Below are 20,288 nucleotides of genomic sequence, written 5' to 3' on the forward strand. Positions count from 1 at the left end.
GGGATTTCTTACATTTGTTATACAAATAGATTTAATAGAAGGATGAAACCTAATCCAGCCACTGAAATAATGGTTTCTAATAAAGTCCATGTTGCAAACGTTTCTTTCATACTTAAGCCAAAATACTCTTTGAACATCCAGAAGCCTGCATCATTCACGTGTGATGCTATTAAACTACCAGCTCCTGTTGCAAGGACAACTAACGCAAGGTTAACATCGGTTTGACCTAATAATGGGATGACTAGACCCGCTGTTGTTAATGCGGCTACCGTTGCAGATCCTAACGAAATTCGAAGGATGGCTGCGATAATCCATGCTAGTAAAATCGGGGAGAACGTAGTGTCTTTGAACAACTCAGCTACATAATCGCCAACGCCACCATTGATCAATACTTGTTTAAAGGCTCCGCCTCCACCGATGATTAATAGCATCATTCCGATATGAGTGATAGCTGTCGTACATGAATCCATAACTGTTTTAATCGGTATATTTCTTGCTAATCCCATCGTATAAACTGCTACGAGTAATGAGATCAGCATGGAAGTAGATGCGTCACCAACAAAGCGGATCACTTCAAATGTCTTTGAGTCTGCGATACCCATCGTGTTCTGAACAAGTGTGATTACAGTAGCGATAGACATTAAAATGACTGGAAGCATCGCTGTAAACACTGAGATACCAAATGAAGGTGTATCTTCTAATTTAAATACTTTCTGTTCACCTAGAGAAGCAATATTTCCTGTTTTGTTGAATGAGTCAGGAACAATCTTTTTTGCAATCTTTGTAAATACTGGTCCTGCAAGAATTACAGTAGGGATCGCAATAATAAAACCATAAAGCAATACTTCACCAATATTAGCACCAAATTCTCCTGCAATTACCGTTGGACCCGGGTGAGGAGGTAAGAATCCGTGTGTTACTGAAAGAGCTGCTACCATGGGAATACCTAGAAAAAGAATGGAAACGCGTAATTGTTTTGAAATGGCAAAAACGATCGGAATTAATAGAACAAGACCTACTTCAAAGAATAAAGCGATACCTATAATGAAAGAAGCAACAACAATCGCCCATTGAATTTTCTTTTCCCCGAATTTCTCAATGAGTGTGATAGCAATCCGCTGAGCACCGCCGGCATCAGCAATTAGTTTACCTAGCATGGCACCTAGACCGAAGATTAACGCCAGATGTCCGAGCGTTCCACCTAAACCTGCTTCAATCGATTTAACGATTTCCCCAAGTGGCATACCTAGTGCTAATGCAACACCGAATGATACGATGATTAAAGAAATGAATGTGTTTAATTTGAAATACATGATCAATAATAACAATGCTAAAATTCCACAAGCTACGATAAATAATGGCATGATAGATCCCCCTAATACTAATTTTCTCTAGTGATTAAACTTCTTTGATACGTTGCAATACGTGAATAATCTTCTTCAAGTTTTCTAGATAGACTGATAAAGATCGGTAACAATTCTCTATATTCTTTTACCGCTTCTTTATTTGGAGAGTGAGTATAAGTACTCCCGATCATTTTTGAAGCCGCTTCAAACGATTCAATTTTTCCTGTTGCATACAAGCCCAAAATACATGCACCTAAACAAGAACTTTCGTAAACCTCTGGCACCGCTACCTCTGTATCAAAAATGTCTGACATCATCTGACGCCATGTTTCTGATCGAGCAAAGCCTCCCGTTGCCTGTAATCGGCTCACAGGTTCATCCATACATTCAACCAAAGCCAAATAAACGGTATAAAGATTATAGAGGACGCCTTCAAGTGCCGCCCTGATCATATGCTCTTTTTTATGAGACAACGTAAGACCGAAGAAAGATCCTCGAACATCTGAATTCCAAAGTGGAGCGCGTTCACCAGCGAGATAAGGGTGAAACAATAAACCATCAGCTCCAGGTCGCACACGTTCTGCTATCTTAGTTAAAATTTCATAAGGATCTATTCCCAGACGCTTTGCTGTTTCAAGTTCTGAAGCTGCGAATTCATCCCGTATCCAGCGCAGGACAACACCGCCGTTGTTAACTGGCCCACCGATGACCCAGTGATTCTCTGTTAGTGCGTAGCAAAAAATTCTGCCTTTCTCATCAGTCTTTGGCTGATCAATGATTGTACGAATCGCACCACTCGTACCAATAGTTACGGCTATTTCGCCTTTACCAATCGCATCTACACCCAGGTTTGACAGCACGCCATCACTTGCTCCAATAATAAATGCTGTTTTCGGATCGATTCCGATCTGCTTGGCTATATCTTGATGACAATCATTGAAGATCGTTGTTGTAGGGACTAGGGTTGATAATTGATTACGATTAATTCCTGCAACACGTAAAGCTTCTTCATCCCAATCCAGCTTTTTCAGATTCATCATCCCCATCGCTGAGGCTAGAGAATGATCAACAACATATTCGTTAAATAGGCGCTGAAAGATGAATTCTTTAATCCCAATATACTTTTTGGCTCTAGCTGCAATATCAGGCTGATCATTTACAATCCAAGCGATTTTACTTAATGGACTCATCGGATGGATAGGAGTGCCTGTTCGTTTATAGATCTCATGTCCGTTACATTGTGTTTTTATTTTTCGTGCCAAAGCTTCACTGCGATTATCTGCCCAAGTGATGCAAGGTGTTAATGGCTGATCATTCTCATCCATTGCAATCACGCTGTGCATGGCACTGCTAAATGAAATGAACGAAATAGCGCTGGATGGAATAGAAGAACGTTTGATAACATTTGTAAGGGTTTGCAAAACCGTTCGGAAAATTTCTTCTGGATCTTGTACCGCTGTAGAAATATCAGGCGTGTGAAGCGGGTACCCAATGTTTTCTTGTGAAAGAATTTCACCGTTTTCATTAAACAACACTGCTTTAGTACTTGTAGTTCCGATGTCGACTCCTACCATATAGCTTTTTCTATGTTGTGAACCGTCGATATCCATCATTTATTTACTCCTTTTCTTGCTCCCGTGCTTTCGATAGCATTTGTTGTGACATCCATAAATCATCTACTTTTCCTTGAACATCATCAAAATTTTGATGCAGCGATTGAATCATAATTTCTCTATTTTTTGATGAAATCGCATCAATATAGAGTTCATGGTTTTTCATGATTCGAGAAAGGTCATCGTACTTTTCATTGAAATGCATGCGCATGGATAATAAGATGAAGCTTTCCATAACTGGTTTTGTATTGTTCCAGATCATCGTGATGTACGAATGGTTGATAGAACGAATAATTGTTTCATGAAACAAGACATCCTGAAGAGCGAACTCATCAGCATCTTTGTACTTAATTGCAATCTGCATCATCTCAAAAATTTTTGTAAGTTCTTTAACAACGTGCGCCGTGTCGTTTTTAACAAGTCGTTCAAACACGAAAGTCTCAATAAGAAGCCGAACATCATAAATTTCTTCAATTTCTTTTTCAGTTAAGCCGACCACAACTGCACCCATACGCTCTAAACGAATTAAGTTTTCATTCGATAGAACCTTAAGTGCTTCTCGTATAGGAGAGCGGCTAACATTATATTCAGCAGCTAATTTATTTTCAGAAAGAGTGGTACCGCTTTCAATGAGTCCCGAGATAATCCGCATTCTCAGCTCACAAGCGACACGTTCCCCAGTAGAAGCTTTGGAAAGCCACTTTTCAGGATAAAGAAGTTCCATAGAATCGTTCAACTTAATAACCTCCTTTTGTAGAACGAGTATACTTGTATACAAGTAGTATTATAGTACAGTGATTATAAAATGCAAGCGCTTTTATTTAATGTTAAAAACAAATAGTGAGCAAGCGTCTAAACAAAGTGATCAGTAGGGAGGTCTAAATAAAAAAGAAAAGAACAATCTAATCATTAAAATTGTTCTCCTCATTCTTTATTCGATTAATAAGGGTACTTCTTCTTTCTTCATTTCAGTTTCATGGAACTCATTGTATCGTGGGTGCATTTTTAATAGTTCATCAACCGTTACAATTTCATAACCCATTTCCTTAAGCTTGGGAAGTATAATCTTTAATGCAGCAACCGTTTGACTGCGATTACCTCCAGAATCATGCAAAAGAATAATATCTCCGTTTTTTAAATTCGTTAGGATGTGTCTGGCTATCCTTTCAGATCCTGGATTTGTCCAATCGCGGGGATCTTGATGCCAAGACCATAGGATAACTTTGTATCCTTCTTTTTTTAAGACTTTTAAACTGTTCTCTGTAACTGTACCGCCTGGAGGTCGAAACAATTTTATGTAATCTGAATGATGAGCAGGATCGAGAAGGTGCTCGGTCTTTCTTGTTTCAACCACAACTTTATGCCTTGAAATGGTGTGGAAACTAGGGTGATTATACGTATGGTTGCCGATTTCATGTCCTTCTTTTAGCTCTCTTTTCACGATTTCTGGATACTTCTCAACCCGCTTTCCAATAAGAAAGAATGTTGCATGAACACCTTCCTTTTTAAGAACATCTAAGATCTGAGTGGTGTATACGGGGTCTGGGCCATCGTCAAATGTAATCGCAACTTGTTTCTTTTTTGAAGGAACTTCCCAGATTACATCTCCATATTTCTCTACTTCAAAACGATTTACTACACCTGCATTGACTTTTGGTCCGAAAAAAAGAATGTGACATAAAAACATGGAAACAATCATTTTTACAATGGTAGACATCATGAGCCCTCATTCTAAAATTTGTTACCAATAGTATTTGTAAGGAGAAACTGATTTATGACAAAGCTGTATCTGTATACAAGGTTGTTCTTAAAGCTGATTTCCGTTTAAGGTGCTCGCTAACAGGAGAAGAGTCTTGGCAACAAAAAAGCTGCTCAAAGGATTTCTTGAACAGCTTAATCGTTGTAATCTACAATCCACTTGGAGAAAGTGAGATCGCTTTTAATGCGTGATCTAAGTCATAGATTAGATCATCTACTGTTTCAATTCCGATCGAAAGACGGATTAGTTCTGGGCTTACGCCTGATTTTCTTTGTTCTTCTTCAGATAGTTGTTGATGAGTGGTGCTAGCTGGATGGATGATCAATGATTTTGAATCTCCCACGTTTGCCAGGTGAGAGAAGATGCTAACATTTTCGATCAACTTTTTACCTTCGTCTACACCGCCTTTAACCCCGAATGTTAAAATTGCACCCGCGCCTTTAGGGAGGTATTTTTGGGCAAGTTCATAGTAAGGGCTGCTTGGAAGCCCTGCGTAATTTACCCAATCGACCGATGGATGACTCTCTAGGAACTTCGCTACTTTCAATGTATTTTCAACATGACGTTCTATACGCAGAGCAAGTGTTTCCAATCCTTGAATAAATAGAAAGGAGTTGAACGGTGCGATAGACGAACCTAGATCTCGAAGCAGCTGAACACGTGCTTTTAGAATATAAGCAAGTGGACCAAATGCATCCGTATACACAATTCCTTTATAGCTTGGATCTGGCTCAGTCAAGCCTGGGAATTTCCCATTGCTCCAATCAAATTTTCCAGAATCGACGATAACTCCACCTACTGAAGTACCATGTCCTCCGATGAACTTTGTTGCAGAATGAACAACGATATCCGCTCCATGTTCGATTGGGCGACAAAGGTAAGGCGTAGCCAACGTATTATCTACAATAAGAGGAACTCCTGCGTCATGTGCGATGTCAGCAATCGCTTGAATGTCGGCTACATCGATTTTTGGATTCCCGATGGTCTCAATGTATACGGCTTTTGTTTTTTCTGTAATAGCGTCTTTAAACGATTGAAGATTATCAATTTCAGCGAATTGTGTCTGGATGCCGAGCTTGGGGAGAGTGACAGAGAACAGGTTATACGTTCCACCATATAGAGAGGTGGAAGCGACGATTTCATCACCAGAGCCAGCGATATTGAATATAGCATTTGTAATGGCAGCCTGGCCAGAAGCAAGAGCAAGAGCACCAACACCGCCTTCAAGTTTTGCAATGGTCTGTTCAAACGCATCTTGCGTTGGATTCATCAAACGCGTATATATGTTTCCGAACTCTTTTAGGGCAAATAAGTTCGCTGCGTGCTCTGTTGAATTGAACTGATAGGAAGTGGTCTGGTAGATCGGAACAGCACGAGCTCCTGTAGTCGGATCAACTTTTTGACCTTCATGTAATGAAATCGTTTCAAACCCATACTGTCTTTTTGCATTTTGATCAGTCATTTTCAAATCTCTCCTCAACGTCATTTTTTTGTATCCAATCGCATTCAGTTTCAACTTATCCCAGAAAAAAAGACCTCTTCCAAAAGAAGAGGTCCCGATGATTTCACCCGATCGAAGTCTCATCTTTCAGAACATTAATTGTTCTGCTGAAATTAGCACCATGCGTTTCCGCTGGTTGCCGGGCATCATAGGGTCAGTCCCTCAGCCTCTCTGGATAAGAAGATTTGAATATTGAATTAAGATTTATAATACATAGGTCATTATCAATAGTCAACTGAATTTTTTAAAAATTTCGGATTTTTATTTTCCGGATTACTTTTAACTGCATAAATAACTCCAACCGCCCAAAAAGCAGCAAGAACAAAGTAGATTGGTAACAACATGTTATGTGAAACCCCTAGTGTATGAAGAAGGGTGCGGGTATTGGTGATAATAATCAATCCACCAACAAGTACTCCGAGTATGTGAGAGGGAATGAGTCGCACTAGCCATGCAGCAATAGGAGCCGCAATCACTCCTCCTAGCATCAATGCACCTACCCATAGCCATTCAACTTGTTCCCAGCCGAGTGCGATGAAGAATCCGACTGATGCAGATACTGCTACAGCAAATTCACTTGTATCTACAGAACCGATCACCTTCCTGGTTTTCATGTCTTGTTTTGCCATTAGGACTGGAGTGGTGACCGGGCCCCAGCCTCCTCCACCTGTAGCATCTAAGAAACCTGCTAATAATCCAAGTGGAATAAGTTGTTTCTTCGTAAATGGTGTACCATTCGCTGTTGCTTTCTTTTCTCCAAGTTTAAACAGAAAACGATATAAGATATAAATTCCAAGGATAATTAGAAAGATAGAGATATATGGCTTTACTAGATCTCCAGGAAGGTTGCTTAAAAAACAAGCACCTACAAATGCGCCGATTGAACCCGGCAGAATTAAGCGAGTAACGACTTGGCGATCAACGTTTCCAAACTTAATATGAGAAGCGCCGGATGCCGCAGTGGTAACGACTTCAGCAAGATGTACGGACGCAGATGCAGCTGCAGGAGCAATTCCAGCTACTAACAGCAAAGATGTAGATGTAACTCCATAAGCCATACCGAGTGATCCATCAATCAACTGTGCAAAAAGACCAATTAGAGCTAATACAATCAACTTTTTCATACTTTTCCTCCTCAAAATAAAAAGGCCCTTAACAAGTAGTGTTAAGAGCCTTCGGTTTACCGATCAGCGATACAGATTAAATTTTAGTTAATACTATATGATTCAAAAACATAAAAAGTCAACTGTTTGTTTAAATTTTTTGTAAAAATAGAAAAATGAAAAAATAGGTCTTGATATCATTTTCAGATATGTTATGATTTTATAAAATTTAAACTCTTATCCAGAGTGGTGAAGGGAACTGGCCCGATGAAACCCGGCAACCTGCGATTGTAAGGTGCTAACTCCAGCAGAATGTATTTACATTTTGGAAGATAAGGTAATATGTTTACCTCCACTATCTTTCCGAAATGGGAAGGTTTTTTTGTTTTTTGGCTTTTGTTGCTCTTGAAAGTGGTTGATATCCGTTCCAGGATGCTCGCTTTCCGGGGGTCGTGCGGTGAGCCACCTCGACACTTTGTGTCCTTAGGTGTCTCACCTGTCCCGCTGATCCCCCAGGAGTCTCGCACCTTGCACTCCAATCAACTTTTCAATGAAGCCAAAACATAAATCAACAAAAAACAACAACTTTTTGAAAGAGCCTTTGAAAAGATATGAATGTTAGAAAGGGAGGCAGTGGAGTGGCGAACGAAAATAGTGCAAACGATTTTCTTCCTCAGCTTCAACAAATGCTGAGCAGTATTAAATTTGGATCAATCACTTTAGTCGTTCAAGATGGAAAAGTGATTCAGCTTGAAAAGAACGAGAAGGTAAGAATTAAATAATTCGCTGACTAGAAAACTAGAGGCGGTTTTAACGAATGGGCAAAGCCCTAAAAACGTTAAAGCCGCTTTTTTTATGGCGAAAAGGAGGTAGCAGATTGCTAACGTACGAAACATGGGACGAAAAAACCCGTGATTTTGATAGTGAAAACCCCACAAAAGGCGCGCTGCATGCTTTGAAGTGGGCTTATGAAACGTATGAAGATGATCTGGTTTATGCGTGTAGCTTCGGAATTGAAGGAAGCGTCTTAGTGGATCTTGTTCATCAAATAAAGCGTGATGCTCAAATTGTTTTCCTTGATACCCATCTGCATTTTTTAGAAACGTATAAAGTGATTGAAGAAGCGAAGAAAAGATATCCATCTCTTCGCATCAAATTGAAAACACCGGCTTTATCTCTTGAAGAACAGGCGAGTAAGCACGGTGAAGAGCTTTGGAAATTAAATCCTAATCAATGCTGCATGATTCGAAAAGTGATTCCTTTAGAAGAAGAACTAAACGGAGTAACAGCCTGGCTTTCAGGTCTACGCCGTGAACAGTCACCTACCCGCCAGAACACGCAATTTGTTAATCGGGACGAACGATTTAAAAGCATCAAGATTTGTCCGCTCATTCATTGGACGTGGAAGGATATTTGGCGGTATGCACATAAACATGACTTGCCGTATAACAAACTACACGACAATGGGTATCCAAGTATAGGCTGCGAGCCATGTACACAGGCAGCTGTTAACGCAGTCGACCTTCGTGCCGGTCGATGGTCAGGTACAGGAAAACGAGAATGCGGGCTTCACGAGAATAAATAGAGAAATACTAGGAGGAGAGAGACATTATGAGTACGATTCAACCACATGGAGGGCAATTAATCACTCGGTTCAGGCCTGAAACACCACAATACAACCTTAAAAAAGAAATTATTCTTGATGCAACTGCACTCAGCGATCTTGAATTGATCGCGATTGGAGCTTATAGTCCGTTAACAGGATTTTTAAACCAAAAAGATTATCAATCCGTTGTCCACGATATAAGGCTCAGCGATGGAACGGTTTGGAGCTTGCCCATCACGTTACCGGTAGATTCTGATACAGCATCAACACTTATAAGAGGTGAAGAAGTTCGTTTAACATACGATGGTGTAACCTACGGGATTCTTAAGGTAGGTGATGTTTATACTCCTGTTAAACAAATTGAAGCAGAGCGAGTTTATAAGACATCCGACCAAAATCATCCAGGAGTTAAGAAGCTGTTCGAACGACATTCTGTTTATGTAGGTGGCGAGATTACACTTGTTAGACGTATTAAGAAAAATTTGTTCCAAGAGTATCATCTCGATCCGAGTGAAACGAGAAAACGATTTAACGAATTAGGTTGGAGCACTATAGTAGGTTTTCAAACGAGAAATCCCGTTCACCGGGCTCATGAATATATTCAAAAAGCCGCACTTGAAATTGTAGACGGACTCTTCTTAAACCCGCTCGTAGGGGAAACAAAGTCTGATGATATACCAGCTGATGTTCGAATGGAAAGCTATCATGTTCTTCTAAAAAACTATTATCCTATCGACCGTGTGTTTCTTGCTGTATTTCCTGCAGCGATGCGATATGCAGGTCCTCGTGAAGCCATTTTTCATGCGATCGTCAGAAAAAATTACGGCTGCACACACTTTATCGTAGGTCGTGATCATGCTGGAGTAGGAAATTATTACGGAACGTATGAAGCACAAGAGATCTTTTCACAGTTTACAGAAGATGAGATCGGCATCCAAACATTGTTTTTTGAACATAGCTTTTATTGCAATAAATGCGAAGGTATGGCTTCTTCGAAAACATGTCCACACCCAATGGAAGAACATGTCATCTTATCTGGAACAAAGGTAAGAGAGCTTCTTCGTAATGGAGAACTTCCACCTAGTACGTTCAGCCGAAAAGAAGTAGTAGAGGTATTAATAAATGGACTAAATCGAAATGATGCAAATCATAGAATAGGAGATTCAAATGAGCAAACCGCACAATATCATTTGGCACGATAGTTCAATTACGAAAGAAGACAGAAGAAAACAAAATAACCATTCCAGTTTTGTTCTTTGGTTTACTGGTCTCTCAGGTTCTGGCAAATCAACTATCGCCAATACGCTCGCAAAAGAACTGTACGAGAGAAACATCCGAAACTATGTATTGGATGGAGATAACATTCGTAATGGATTAAACCGCGATCTTTCATTCTCTGATGAAAATCGAAGTGAAAACATTCGACGCATTTCTGAAGTATCAAAGCTTTTTGTAGATAACGGAACAGTCGTACTTACAGCTTTTATCTCTCCCTTTATACAAGATCGGGAAATGGCGAAAAGAATCGTTTCAGAAGAGGAATTTATAGAAATTTTTGTTTCATGTCCGATTGAAGAATGTGAAAAAAGAGATCCAAAAGGTTTATATAGCAAAGCGAGAAAAGGTGAAATTCCTGACTTTACTGGAATTGATTCACCTTATGAAGAACCGATTTCACCAGATTTCACCATATATACTAACGAACAAAGCGTTTCTGAGATTGTAGAGAGCATCTTAAATCTTCTGGAAAAAAGGAAGCTGATTTAACTAAATAAAAAGGAGAATGAGAGAATGGCATATCAAAAGACGTGGGCAGAAAATCCGAAGATTAATAAGACCGAACAAAAAAAGCTCGTAAAAGACGGCTTAAAAATATTTGAAGATATTCCTTATTACGCAGAAAACGGCTTCTCCTCTATCCCGAAAGAAGAATGGGATAGTTTCAAGTGGGCAGGACTCTATCTGCAGCGTCCTAAAGAAGATGGCTATTTTATGATGAGAGTCAATGTTCCATCTGGCATTTTAAGTTATGAACAAGTAAAAGCATTGGCTCATATTTGCAAAGATTACGGAAGAGACGTATTCGATATCACGACACGACAGGCCATTCAATTTCACTGGCTGACGATTGAAGAGATTCCAGATATCTTTAATCGGTTAGAAGGAGTTGGGTTGTCGAGCGCGGGTGCATGCGGGGACATCACAAGAAACATCATGGGGAACCCAATCGCGGGCATCGATCCACACGAACTCTTCGATACCACTGAAATTGTAAAGGAAGTTTATGAGTTCTTTCAGCATAATGAAGATTTCTCTAATTTGCCGAGAAAATACAAAATGTCCATTAGTTCAAATGTAAACAATAGTGCTCATGCTGAGATCAACTGTGTGGCCTATACTCCAGCTTTTAAGGAAATTGAAGAAAAAGAGATTCCTGGCTTTCACATAAAGATCGGCGGCGGTCTTTCATCTAGACCATTCTTAGCACAGCCCCTTGATGTGTTTATTGAACCGCATCAGGTAAAAGAAGTGTCGATCGCAATTACTACGATTTTCCGTGACTACGGTTATCGGGAGAAACGACACCTTGCACGTCTGAAATTCTTAATGGCCGATTGGGGACCAGATAAATTCAAAGAAAAGCTATTAGAATATACCGGACCGCTTCACTCTAAAGGAAGAGATGCTCTTAAAACTTGGAACGGAGGTTACTTCTATGGCGTTCATTCTCAAAAGCAAGACGGATTAAGTTATATCGGCTTTAACGTACCTGTTGGTCGACTTCATGCTGATGAAGTTTTAGAGCTTGCTGAAATTGCTAAGAAATACGGAAACGGTGAAATTCGAACGGTAAATTCTCAAAACTTAATTATTCCAAATGTGAAACACGAAAACGTCGACTTGCTTTTAAAAGAGAGCATTTTCAAACGTATTACTACTCAGCCTCTTTCATTTATAGGACATTCCGTCTCTTGTACAGGGATCGAGTACTGCAACTTAGCACTCGTTGAAACGAAAGAAAGGATGCGTAAAATCGCTGAGAACCTTGATCAAAAAATAACACTAGATGTTCCTGTTCGCATTCATATGGTTGGCTGCCCTAACTCATGCGGACAGCGTCAGATCGCAGATATTGGTCTTCAAGGTGTATTGTTAAAAACGAAAGAGAAAAAGATGGTTCAAGCCTTTGAGATTTATGTAGGAGGCACACTTGATGATGGCGGAAAGTTTAACGAAAAGCTTAAAGGAAAGTTTCATGCAGATTCACTTGACGAGGTACTTTTACGATTCCTTACTGTATTTAAAGAAAAGAAACTTCCATCCGAAAACTTTTTTGATTATATAGACCGTGTCGGGTTGGAACATCTTCAAATAGAACTGGACCGAATCGCAGAAGAGTTAGAAGAAAAAGTCTCATAAAAGGGGGTCAAGCTATGTATTTATACCGTTTTGAAGTGATTTTGAAATCAGAGGTTATTCCTGTTGTGATAGCCGCTTCAACAGATGAACAGGCTTTTCAGTTGGTTGACATCGAGCTCGAAAAGTACTTTTTGAAACAGCCTGAAGTTGATGAAATCTCTCTTTATGAAAAGAAACGAATTCGTACGGGGAACGGCTTTGTGCTCTATGAACGAGAAATGATTTTAAATCCTTAAGGAGTGATGATGATGGGAAAAGTGTATCTTGTCGGAGCTGGTCCGGGAGATCCAGGGTTGATAACCGTAAAAGGTCTGCGTTGTATTCAGGAAGCGGATGTCATTTTATATGATCGATTAGTGAACAAAGAATTGCTCTCTTATGCAAAACCTGATTGCGATTTAATTTATTGCGGTAAACTGCCAAACTACCATTTCATGAAGCAAGAGACGATCAACAGTTTCTTAGTTAAACACGCTCAGAAAGGAAAAGTAGTAACTCGCCTAAAAGGTGGCGACCCCTTCGTGTTTGGAAGAGGAGGAGAAGAAGCAGAAACACTTGCCAAAAGCCGCATACCGTTTGAGGTCATTCCAGGGATAACATCAGGGATTGCAGCACCCGCTTATGCGGGTATTCCTGTTACGCATCGAAACATGGCTTCAAGCTATGCGGTCGTCACAGGTCATCGTAAAAAAGGCGAAGAAGATGAACTGAAATGGGAAAGTCTAGCAAACGGTATTGATACATTAGCGATCTATATGGGAGTGGCTAACCTAGGTTATATTTGTGAACAGTTAACGAAAAATGGGAAAAGCAAAGAAACACCAGTTGCTCTCGTTCAATGGGGTTCCTTAGAAAGTCAACGAACCGTTACAGGTACACTCGATACGATTGAGGAAATTGTAATAAATGAACATATTGAGAATCCGAGTATGATCATTGTAGGTGAAGTCGTTCGTCTTCGCAGTGAACTGAAATGGTTTGAACAGCTGAACGATGAACGGAATAAGCTTGCTGAAGTAAGAGAGGCTTTATAAATGAAGGCATTGCTCTTTATCTGTCACGGTACAAGACTGGAAAAAGGACGTATGGAAGCAGAAGAATTTGTGAGACTGTGTATGGCACAAATTGATGTGCCCATTAAGGAGATTTGTTTTCTAGAGCTTAGTGAACCCTCTATCGCTCAAGGTTTTGAAACCTGTATAGAAAAAAGAGCTACAAGCATCTCTGTCATTCCTGTGTTCTTATTAAGTGCGAACCATATAAAAATAGACATACCGAAAGAGCTTCAGCAACTGCAGACTACATATCCAGAAGTTGAAGTGAATTACGGACGTCCTTTCGGTGTACATCAAGCCATTTCACATTTGTTATGGGAGAAGATCATTAAAAGCGCAGTTACGTTAAGAAAAAATTCACATATCCTTTTAGTGGGTAGAGGTAGCACCGATCTAGATGTTAAGCGCGACCTAGAAGCAATAGCATCTAACGTTCAAGATCATTATGGAATTCCTAGTATTCAAGTTTGTTTTTTAACTGGTTCAGAACCAAGTTTTGAAGAAGCACTTTGGAGTAGCAGTGAATTATATGAGCAAGTTATCGTTGTGCCTTACCTTCTATTTTCAGGACTATTAATAAATGGAATGAAACATACGATAATTCGCCATCAGCAGCAAACCACACAAAACGTAACTCTTTGCGAGACGCTTGGCTACCATCCTATTCTGAAAGACGTTTTACTCACACGAATACATGAAACACTTGCAACAAAGAAGTATGCATGTTCTTAAAAAGAGAGGAATGCTATGTATCCTATTCACATAAATTTGTCTGGTAGAACGGTTGTAGTAGCTGGCGGTGGTCTAGTAGCACATCGTAAAATTAATGATTTATTGAATGAAGAGGCAATAATTACAGTAATCAGCCCAGCAGCTGTCAAAGAAATTCAAGAATGGCATGCTGAACGAAAGCTGACTTGGATCGAAAGAGAAGTGGAACGTGCTGATTTGGAAGAAGCGTTTCTAATCATTGCTGCAACCAATAGTAAAGAGATTAATTCTTGGATTGCAGAACTAACAAGTTCGAAACAGCTAGTGAATGTTGTTGACCAACCAGACCTGGGTAACTTTATTGTTCCTAGTGTTGTAAAGAGAGGGAAACTCATTTTATCAGTTTCTACTTCTGGAGCTAGTCCAAGTTTATCTAAATCGATAAAAAAAGAGCTTCAACAAAAATACAGTGAAGACTATGAAACGTATTTAGATTTTTTATTTCAATGCAGATCGATCATTAAGAAGGAATATCCGGAAAAAAATCGAAAAGACTTATTAACAAAGCTAACAGATCGGTCCTTTTTATATAACGAAGAAAAGCAACGCACGTATAAACAGGAATTATTAAAGAAAATAGATCGCAATTTAGTAAACGAACCAATAAAAGAATAAATCCTTATCAAGAGAGGTAGAGGGAGCGGCCCTATGAAACCTCAGCAACCAGCAGCTACTAGCTGAAAAGGTGCTAATTCCTGCAAGTTCGGTTTGTTGAACTTGTAAAGATAAGAAGACCCCGACGCACAAAAAGTCTTCTTTTATAGAAGGCTTTTTATTTTTTATATAGGAGGCTGTCATGAGTTTAATCACAGACTTAAAACAAAACAAGATATTAATCGGTGATGGGGCGATGGGAACCCTTCTGTATTCGTACGGATCCGACTTTTGTTACGAAGAGTTAAATCTTTCTCAAGAAGAGCAGATCTATAATATCCATCGTGCTTATTTAGATGCAGGTGCTGATATCATTCAAACCAATACGTATGCAGCGAACTATTCAAAGCTCGAACGCTATGGGCTTCAAGATCACGTAAAAGAGATTAATAAAGCGGCTGTTCAGATCGCCAGAAAAGCTGCTCATAAAGAATATGTTGTAGGTACGATCGGTGGCATACGCGGTATAAAACCAAATAGCATTTCTCTTGATGAGATCAAGCGCAGTTTTCGCGAGCAGCTGTATTGTTTGTTGATGGAGAATGTAGATGGCATCCAATTAGAAACCTATTATGACCTAGAAGAACTAGAAACGGTTTTAAAGATTGCTAGAAAAGAAACATCACTTCCGATTATTGCTCAAGTGTCATTACAGGAGGTCGGCTTTATGCAGGACCGCACTCCCATTTCAGAAGCTTTGACCTCTTTAGAGAACATTGGTGCTGATGTTGTGGGATTAAACTGTCGTCTAGGGCCGTATCACATGCTGATGACACTTGAAGAAGTTGCATTACCAAATCAGGCAATTCTTTCAGCGTTTCCTAATGCATCGCTTCCTTCTTATACAGATGGCCGTTTTAATTATGAGGGGGACGCTGACTATTTTAAAGAATGTGCCCATTTGTTCAGGCAGCAAGGAGTTCGTCTATTAGGAGGATGCTGTGGTACGACACCTGCTCATATACATGCCTTCTCTAGTGAACTAAAAAACTTAGAACCTGTAACAGAAAAAGAAGTGAAACAAAGAAAACGAAAGATTGTCATTCAATCTGCATCAAAATCTAACTATGTACCTCTAAGTGAAGAAGTAAAGAAAAGGCAATCCATAATTGTTGAATTAGATCCACCACGTAAATTAGATACGTCACGTTTTATGGAAGGAGCAAAGGCGTTAAAAGAAGCGGGTATCGACGCACTTACCCTCGCTGATAATTCGCTTGCATCACCACGTGTTTGTAACGCTGCATTAGGGTCGATTGTCCAATCCCAACTTAATCTTCGCCCGCTCATTCATATTACGTGTCGTGATAGAAATTTAATCGGTCTTCAGTCTCATTTAATGGGGCTTCACACGCAGGGCATTCATGAAATACTCGCTGTAACGGGAGATCCTGCAAGCGTCGGAGATTTCCCAGGTGCGTCGTCTGTATATGATGTCACGTCATTTGAACTGATCAAGCTCATCAAGCAGTTTAATGAAGGGTTATCTCTATCAGGAAAAGAGCTTGGAGAAAAAACATCTTTCACGATAGGAGCTGCTTTTAACCCTAACATCCGATCCATCGATAAAGCGGTTGAGCGGTTAGAGAAGAAAATTGCATACGGTGCAGACTACTTTATCAGCCAGCCTGTATTTTCAGAGCAAAGACTTATTGAAACGTATGAGGCAACAAAACATATTGATAAACCGATCTATATTGGAATCATGCCTTTAACCTCTTCCCGCAATGCAGAGTTTCTTCATCATGAAGTTCCAGGCATCAAACTATCGAACGCTGTGCGTGACCGCATGGGTAAGTACACAGATGATCCAAAACAAGCGTGCGAAGAAGGTTTATCAATTGCGAAGTCGTTATTAGACATAGCTATGGAACTCTTTAACGGCATCTACCTGATCACACCATTTATGCGTTACGAACTAACCGTTGAATTAGCACAATATGCAAGAGCTAACTCTGCATCACTTTTATCCAGGAGGTCACAGAATGCCTAAGTCATCAATAGAAAAACAGCTAAAATCAAAGATTTTAATCATGGATGGCGCGATGGGAACGATGCTTCAAGAAGCCAATCTCACTCCAGAAGATTTTGGCGGTGAAGCGTATGACGGTTGTAATGAGTATTTAAATGTAACGGCACCCCATGTTATCGAATCCATTCATTATAAATATCTTGAGGCGGGCGCTGATATCATTGAAACGAATACATTCGGCGGCACGAATCTTGTACTGGATGAATACGAACTAGGATATAGAGCATATGAGATCAATAAGCTGGGAGCAGAAATTGCAAAGAAAGCAGCTGATGCTGTTTCAACAGAACACTGGCCACGTTTTGTTGCGGGCTCACTCGGACCAACGACAAAAACGCTCAGTGTTACGGGCGGAACGACGTTTGATTCGTTAAGAAATGCTTATGCTGAACAAGCACGAGGATTGATTGACGGAGGTGCAGATTTTCTTCTCTTAGAGACAAGCCAAGATATGCTAAATGTAAAAGCTGGCTTTCTAGGAATTGAGCAAGCTATTGAACAAACGGGAAAAAGAATCCCACTCATGGTTTCTGGAACGATTGAACCGATGGGAACCACACTTGCGGGTCAGTCGATTGAGGCTTTTTATATATCGTTAAAACACATGAATCCTCTTGCCGTTGGGTTGAACTGCGCAACAGGACCTGAATTCATGCAAGATCACATTCGCTCTCTATCAAGTCTAGCAACATCAGCAGTGAGCTGTTATCCGAATGCAGGACTTCCAGATGAAGAAGGAAATTATCATGAAACTCCAGACTCATTGGCTACTAAACTATCTGGGTTTGCAGAAAAAGGATGGCTGAATGTGGTGGGTGGTTGCTGCGGTACTACACCTGCTCATATTAAAGCATTATCAAAAGCTATGAAGAACTATCAACCACGTGACTTGCAAGTAAACGAAACTCATATGGTCTCTGGAATCGAACCATTCATTTACGATGACCCAACGTTAAGACCGATTATGGTAGGAGAAAGAACAAATGTTATCGGTTCACGAAAATTTAAACGGTTGATTGCTGAAGGGAAATTTGAAGAAGCGGCTGAAATTGCAAGGGCTCAAGTAAAAGGCGGTGCTCATGTACTCGACGTTTGTTTAGCTGACCCTGATCGAGATGAATTAAGTGACATGGAAGCGTTTATGAAAGAAGCGGTTAAGAAGGTTAAAATTCCCTTTGTGATCGATTCTACGGATGAAGATGTTATTGAGCTCGCTTTAAAGTATTCACAAGGTAAAGCCATCATCAATTCTATTAATTTAGAAGACGGTGAAGAACGGTTTGAGAAGGTGATCCCGCTTCTTCATAAATATGGAGCGGCAGTCGTTGTCGGAACGATAGATGAAACAGGTATGGGTGTATCTGCAGAACGAAAACTGGAAATCGCTAAGAGATCGTATGACCTTTTAGTGAATAACTATAACGTTTCACCTTCAGACATCATTTTCGATCCACTCGTTTTTCCAGTAGGAACAGGTGATGAACAGTACATTGGATCAGCTAATGCAACGATTGAAGGCATTCGGCTAATTAAGGAACACTTTCCACAATGCTTAACCATTTTAGGTGTCAGTAACGTATCATTTGGATTGCCACCGGTCGGTCGTGAAGTATTAAATGCAGTGTATCTCTACCATTGCACAGGAGCGGGACTCGATTACGCGATCGTAAATACTGAAAAGCTTGAACGTTTTGCTTCCATTGCACCGGAAGAAATTGAGATGGCAGAAAATCTATTATTTCGAACAACAGAAAAAGCATTATCTGTTTTTACAGACTTTTATAGAGGAAAAAAGAAAGAAACAAAATCTAAGCTGCCTGATATGAGTTTAGAAGAGCGACTACACTATTATATTTTAGAGGGGACGAAGGATGGATTAATTCCAGACTTAGAGATCGCATTACAAAAGTATGCTACTCCATTAAGCATCATCAATGGACCATTAATGGATGGCATGAAAGAAGTGGGAAGACTATTCAATGAGAACCAGTTAATCGTTGCAGAAGTCCTGCAAAGTGCAGAAGTCATGAAAGCATCCGTTGCTTATTTGGAACCTTACATGGAAACGAATGATGAATCAGCTTCAAAAGGAAAAGTGTTACTTGCGACAGTTAAGGGTGACGTTCATGACATCGGTAAAAACCTTGTAGACATCATTCTAAGCAACAATGGATTTAAGGTGGTAGACCTAGGGATCAAAGTAACGTCACAAACGTTAATTGAAGCGATTAAAAAAGAAAAACCAAATATTATCGGACTTTCAGGATTGCTCGTGAAATCTGCTCAACAGATGGTGTTAACGGCAAACGATATGAGAGAAGCGAAAATCTCAACACCCATTTTGGTTGGCGGTGCTGCATTATCAAGAAAGTTCACAGACACTAAGATATCGAAGGAATACGAAGGAATGGTTCTTTATGCAAAAGATGCGATGGAAGGTCTCTCGTTTGCCAATCAGATTCAAACACCAAAAGAGTTCGATCGACTGGCTGTGGAGTTTGCGGAGAGAAAAAAAACAATAGCTCTAAACTCTGAAATCAATGAAAGCTCTACAGGGGTTGCAACTGCTGTTAGAGTCCGATCAAAGGTTTCAAGAACTGCTCCCGTTTTTGTTCCGAACGATACGGAAAGACACATTTTAAAAAACTACTCACTCTCACATATTCAGCCTTATATCAATCTACAGATGCTGCTCGGACATCATCTTGGCATAAAAGGTAAAATAACTAGATTGCTTCAAGAAAAGGACGAGCGGACCCTTGAAATGAAATCATTGATTGATCATCTGTTAAAAGAAGCGAAAGAAAAGAATTTGATTCAACCTTCAGCTCTATATCAATTCTTTCCAGCACAAAGTGATGGAGAAAAGATTCTGATCTATGATCCGATTGATCAAAGAACAGTCATAGAAACTTTTGAATTCCCAAGACAAAACAAAGAGCCTTATCTTTGCATTGCAGATTATTTACGGTCAAAAGAAAGCGGGAAAATGGACTATGTTGGATTCTTTTCTGTTACAGCAGGGACAGGTATTCGTGAACTTGCTGCAGAATATAAGAAAGAAGGACGATTTCTTGAGAGCCATGCACTTCAAGCATTAGCTTTAGAAACCGCAGAAGGGTTCGCCGAACTTGTTCACCAACAGATGCGAGATCGCTGGGGCTTTCCTGACTCGGTAGATTTTACAATGAGAGAACGATTTTCCGCTCGTTATCAGGGACAAAGGTTTTCATTCGGTTATCCCGCTTGTCCAGAACTAGAAGATCAGCAAAAGTTATTTAAACTGATACAGCCAGAAGATATTGGTATTCAACTGACGGATGGGTGCATGATGGAGCCGGAAGCATCTGTTTCTGCGATTGTTTTTGCTCATCCTGAAGCACGGTATTTTAATGTGTTAAGTTAGAATAAAGCACCTGATTGAAGTT

17 protein-coding genes and 3 riboswitches are annotated in these 20,288 nt (G+C 40.0%); of the genes, 11 read left to right on the top strand and 6 right to left on the bottom strand.

Features of this window, described 5'->3' with window-relative positions:
* Positions 1-17: 17 nt before the first annotated feature.
* From IHV12_RS11710 to IHV12_RS11735, 6 genes are all read right to left on the bottom strand, one after another.
* On the bottom strand, positions 18-1,364 hold the full coding sequence (locus tag IHV12_RS11710; protein WP_197190997.1) for a GntP family permease: 1,347 nt from the start codon (positions 1,362-1,364) through the stop codon (positions 18-20).
* A gap of 17 nt (positions 1,365-1,381) precedes the next feature.
* Entirely contained in the window at positions 1,382-2,920 is a 1,539-nt protein-coding gene (gntK, locus tag IHV12_RS11715) for a gluconokinase (RefSeq protein ID WP_197191332.1), read from the bottom strand.
* Positions 2,921-2,963: 43 nt separating this feature from the next.
* The gene (locus IHV12_RS11720) at positions 2,964-3,695 is read right to left on the bottom strand and encodes a GntR family transcriptional regulator (protein WP_197190998.1); all 732 of its coding nucleotides are present in this window, start codon (positions 3,693-3,695) and stop codon (positions 2,964-2,966) included.
* 195 nt (positions 3,696-3,890) lie between these two features.
* Positions 3,891-4,679: a polysaccharide deacetylase family protein gene (locus IHV12_RS11725; protein WP_197127984.1), complete on the bottom strand. Its 789-nt coding sequence runs from the start codon at positions 4,677-4,679 to the stop codon at positions 3,891-3,893.
* 187 nt (positions 4,680-4,866) lie between these two features.
* On the bottom strand, positions 4,867-6,180 hold the full coding sequence (locus IHV12_RS11730; RefSeq protein WP_197190999.1) for a homocysteine synthase: 1,314 nt from the start codon (positions 6,178-6,180) through the stop codon (positions 4,867-4,869).
* Positions 6,181-6,296: 116 nt separating this feature from the next.
* A riboswitch (SAM riboswitch) is annotated at positions 6,297-6,401 on the bottom strand.
* Between the two features lie 42 nt (positions 6,402-6,443).
* The gene (locus tag IHV12_RS11735; RefSeq protein ID WP_197191000.1) at positions 6,444-7,343 is read right to left on the bottom strand and encodes a sulfite exporter TauE/SafE family protein; all 900 of its coding nucleotides are present in this window, start codon (positions 7,341-7,343) and stop codon (positions 6,444-6,446) included.
* Between the two features lie 213 nt (positions 7,344-7,556).
* A riboswitch (SAM riboswitch) is annotated at positions 7,557-7,661 on the top strand.
* Positions 7,662-8,008: 347 nt separating this feature from the next.
* Here IHV12_RS11735 and IHV12_RS22665 point away from each other — a divergent pair.
* From IHV12_RS22665 to metH, 11 genes are all read left to right on the top strand, one after another.
* The gene (locus IHV12_RS22665) at positions 8,009-8,104 is read left to right on the top strand and encodes a YezD family protein (RefSeq protein WP_231620749.1); all 96 of its coding nucleotides are present in this window, start codon (positions 8,009-8,011) and stop codon (positions 8,102-8,104) included.
* 95 nt (positions 8,105-8,199) lie between these two features.
* Positions 8,200-8,907, top strand: a complete 708-nt coding sequence (locus IHV12_RS11745; RefSeq protein WP_197191001.1) for a phosphoadenylyl-sulfate reductase — start codon at positions 8,200-8,202, stop codon at positions 8,905-8,907.
* A gap of 26 nt (positions 8,908-8,933) precedes the next feature.
* Entirely contained in the window at positions 8,934-10,130 is a 1,197-nt protein-coding gene (sat, locus tag IHV12_RS11750; protein ID WP_197191002.1) for a sulfate adenylyltransferase, read from the top strand.
* A complete protein-coding gene (gene cysC, locus IHV12_RS11755) occupies positions 10,096-10,695 on the top strand; it encodes an adenylyl-sulfate kinase (RefSeq protein ID WP_197191003.1) in 600 nt (199 codons plus the stop codon). Before sat ends, cysC begins: the two co-directional genes overlap by 35 nt.
* Positions 10,696-10,719: 24 nt before the next feature.
* Positions 10,720-12,348: a nitrite/sulfite reductase gene (locus IHV12_RS11760; RefSeq protein ID WP_197191004.1), complete on the top strand. Its 1,629-nt coding sequence runs from the start codon at positions 10,720-10,722 to the stop codon at positions 12,346-12,348.
* Between the two features lie 14 nt (positions 12,349-12,362).
* The gene (locus tag IHV12_RS11765; protein ID WP_197191005.1) at positions 12,363-12,584 is read left to right on the top strand and encodes a DUF3906 family protein; all 222 of its coding nucleotides are present in this window, start codon (positions 12,363-12,365) and stop codon (positions 12,582-12,584) included.
* Positions 12,585-12,596: 12 nt separating this feature from the next.
* Positions 12,597-13,382, top strand: a complete 786-nt coding sequence (gene cobA / locus IHV12_RS11770) for a uroporphyrinogen-III C-methyltransferase (RefSeq protein ID WP_197191333.1) — start codon at positions 12,597-12,599, stop codon at positions 13,380-13,382.
* Positions 13,383-14,135, top strand: a complete 753-nt coding sequence (locus IHV12_RS11775; protein ID WP_197191006.1) for a sirohydrochlorin chelatase — start codon at positions 13,383-13,385, stop codon at positions 14,133-14,135.
* 15 nt (positions 14,136-14,150) lie between these two features.
* Positions 14,151-14,789, top strand: coding sequence for an NAD(P)-binding protein (locus tag IHV12_RS11780; protein WP_255552593.1), 639 nt, complete (start codon positions 14,151-14,153; stop codon positions 14,787-14,789).
* A 1-nt stretch (position 14,790) separates the two neighbouring features.
* Positions 14,791-14,906: riboswitch (SAM riboswitch) on the top strand.
* A gap of 64 nt (positions 14,907-14,970) precedes the next feature.
* On the top strand, positions 14,971-16,821 hold the full coding sequence (locus IHV12_RS11785) for a bifunctional homocysteine S-methyltransferase/methylenetetrahydrofolate reductase (RefSeq protein ID WP_197191008.1): 1,851 nt from the start codon (positions 14,971-14,973) through the stop codon (positions 16,819-16,821).
* Positions 16,814-20,266: a methionine synthase gene (gene metH / locus IHV12_RS11790; protein WP_197191009.1), complete on the top strand. Its 3,453-nt coding sequence runs from the start codon at positions 16,814-16,816 to the stop codon at positions 20,264-20,266. Before IHV12_RS11785 ends, metH begins: the two co-directional genes overlap by 8 nt.
* The last annotated feature ends 22 nt before the right edge of the window (positions 20,267-20,288 follow it).

The sequence above is a fragment of the Fictibacillus sp. 7GRE50 genome (assembly GCF_015903875.1).
Taxonomy (GTDB): domain Bacteria; phylum Bacillota; class Bacilli; order Bacillales; family Fictibacillaceae; genus Fictibacillus; species Fictibacillus phosphorivorans.

What these genes read in the sequence shown, in the direction of transcription:
- sat (WP_197191002.1), top strand. Translation starts at nt 8,934, where the DNA reads ATGAGTACGATTCAACCACATGGAGGGCAATTAATCACTCGGTTCAGG.
- IHV12_RS11725 (WP_197127984.1), bottom strand. Translation starts at nt 4,679, where the DNA reads ATGATGTCTACCATTGTAAAAATGATTGTTTCCATGTTTTTATGTCAC.
- IHV12_RS11735 (WP_197191000.1), bottom strand. Translation starts at nt 7,343, where the DNA reads ATGAAAAAGTTGATTGTATTAGCTCTAATTGGTCTTTTTGCACAGTTG.
- cysC (WP_197191003.1), top strand. Translation starts at nt 10,096, where the DNA reads ATGAGCAAACCGCACAATATCATTTGGCACGATAGTTCAATTACGAAA.
- IHV12_RS11765 (WP_197191005.1), top strand. Translation starts at nt 12,363, where the DNA reads ATGTATTTATACCGTTTTGAAGTGATTTTGAAATCAGAGGTTATTCCT.
- IHV12_RS11780 (WP_255552593.1), top strand. Translation starts at nt 14,151, where the DNA reads ATGTATCCTATTCACATAAATTTGTCTGGTAGAACGGTTGTAGTAGCT.
- gntK (WP_197191332.1), bottom strand. Translation starts at nt 2,920, where the DNA reads ATGGTAGGAGTCGACATCGGAACTACAAGTACTAAAGCAGTGTTGTTT.
- IHV12_RS11760 (WP_197191004.1), top strand. Translation starts at nt 10,720, where the DNA reads ATGGCATATCAAAAGACGTGGGCAGAAAATCCGAAGATTAATAAGACC.
- IHV12_RS11730 (WP_197190999.1), bottom strand. Translation starts at nt 6,180, where the DNA reads ATGACTGATCAAAATGCAAAAAGACAGTATGGGTTTGAAACGATTTCA.
- IHV12_RS11710 (WP_197190997.1), bottom strand. Translation starts at nt 1,364, where the DNA reads ATGCCATTATTTATCGTAGCTTGTGGAATTTTAGCATTGTTATTATTG.
- IHV12_RS11775 (WP_197191006.1), top strand. Translation starts at nt 13,383, where the DNA reads ATGAAGGCATTGCTCTTTATCTGTCACGGTACAAGACTGGAAAAAGGA.
- metH (WP_197191009.1), top strand. Translation starts at nt 16,814, where the DNA reads ATGCCTAAGTCATCAATAGAAAAACAGCTAAAATCAAAGATTTTAATC.
- cobA (WP_197191333.1), top strand. Translation starts at nt 12,597, where the DNA reads ATGGGAAAAGTGTATCTTGTCGGAGCTGGTCCGGGAGATCCAGGGTTG.
- IHV12_RS22665 (WP_231620749.1), top strand. Translation starts at nt 8,009, where the DNA reads ATGCTGAGCAGTATTAAATTTGGATCAATCACTTTAGTCGTTCAAGAT.
- IHV12_RS11785 (WP_197191008.1), top strand. Translation starts at nt 14,971, where the DNA reads ATGAGTTTAATCACAGACTTAAAACAAAACAAGATATTAATCGGTGAT.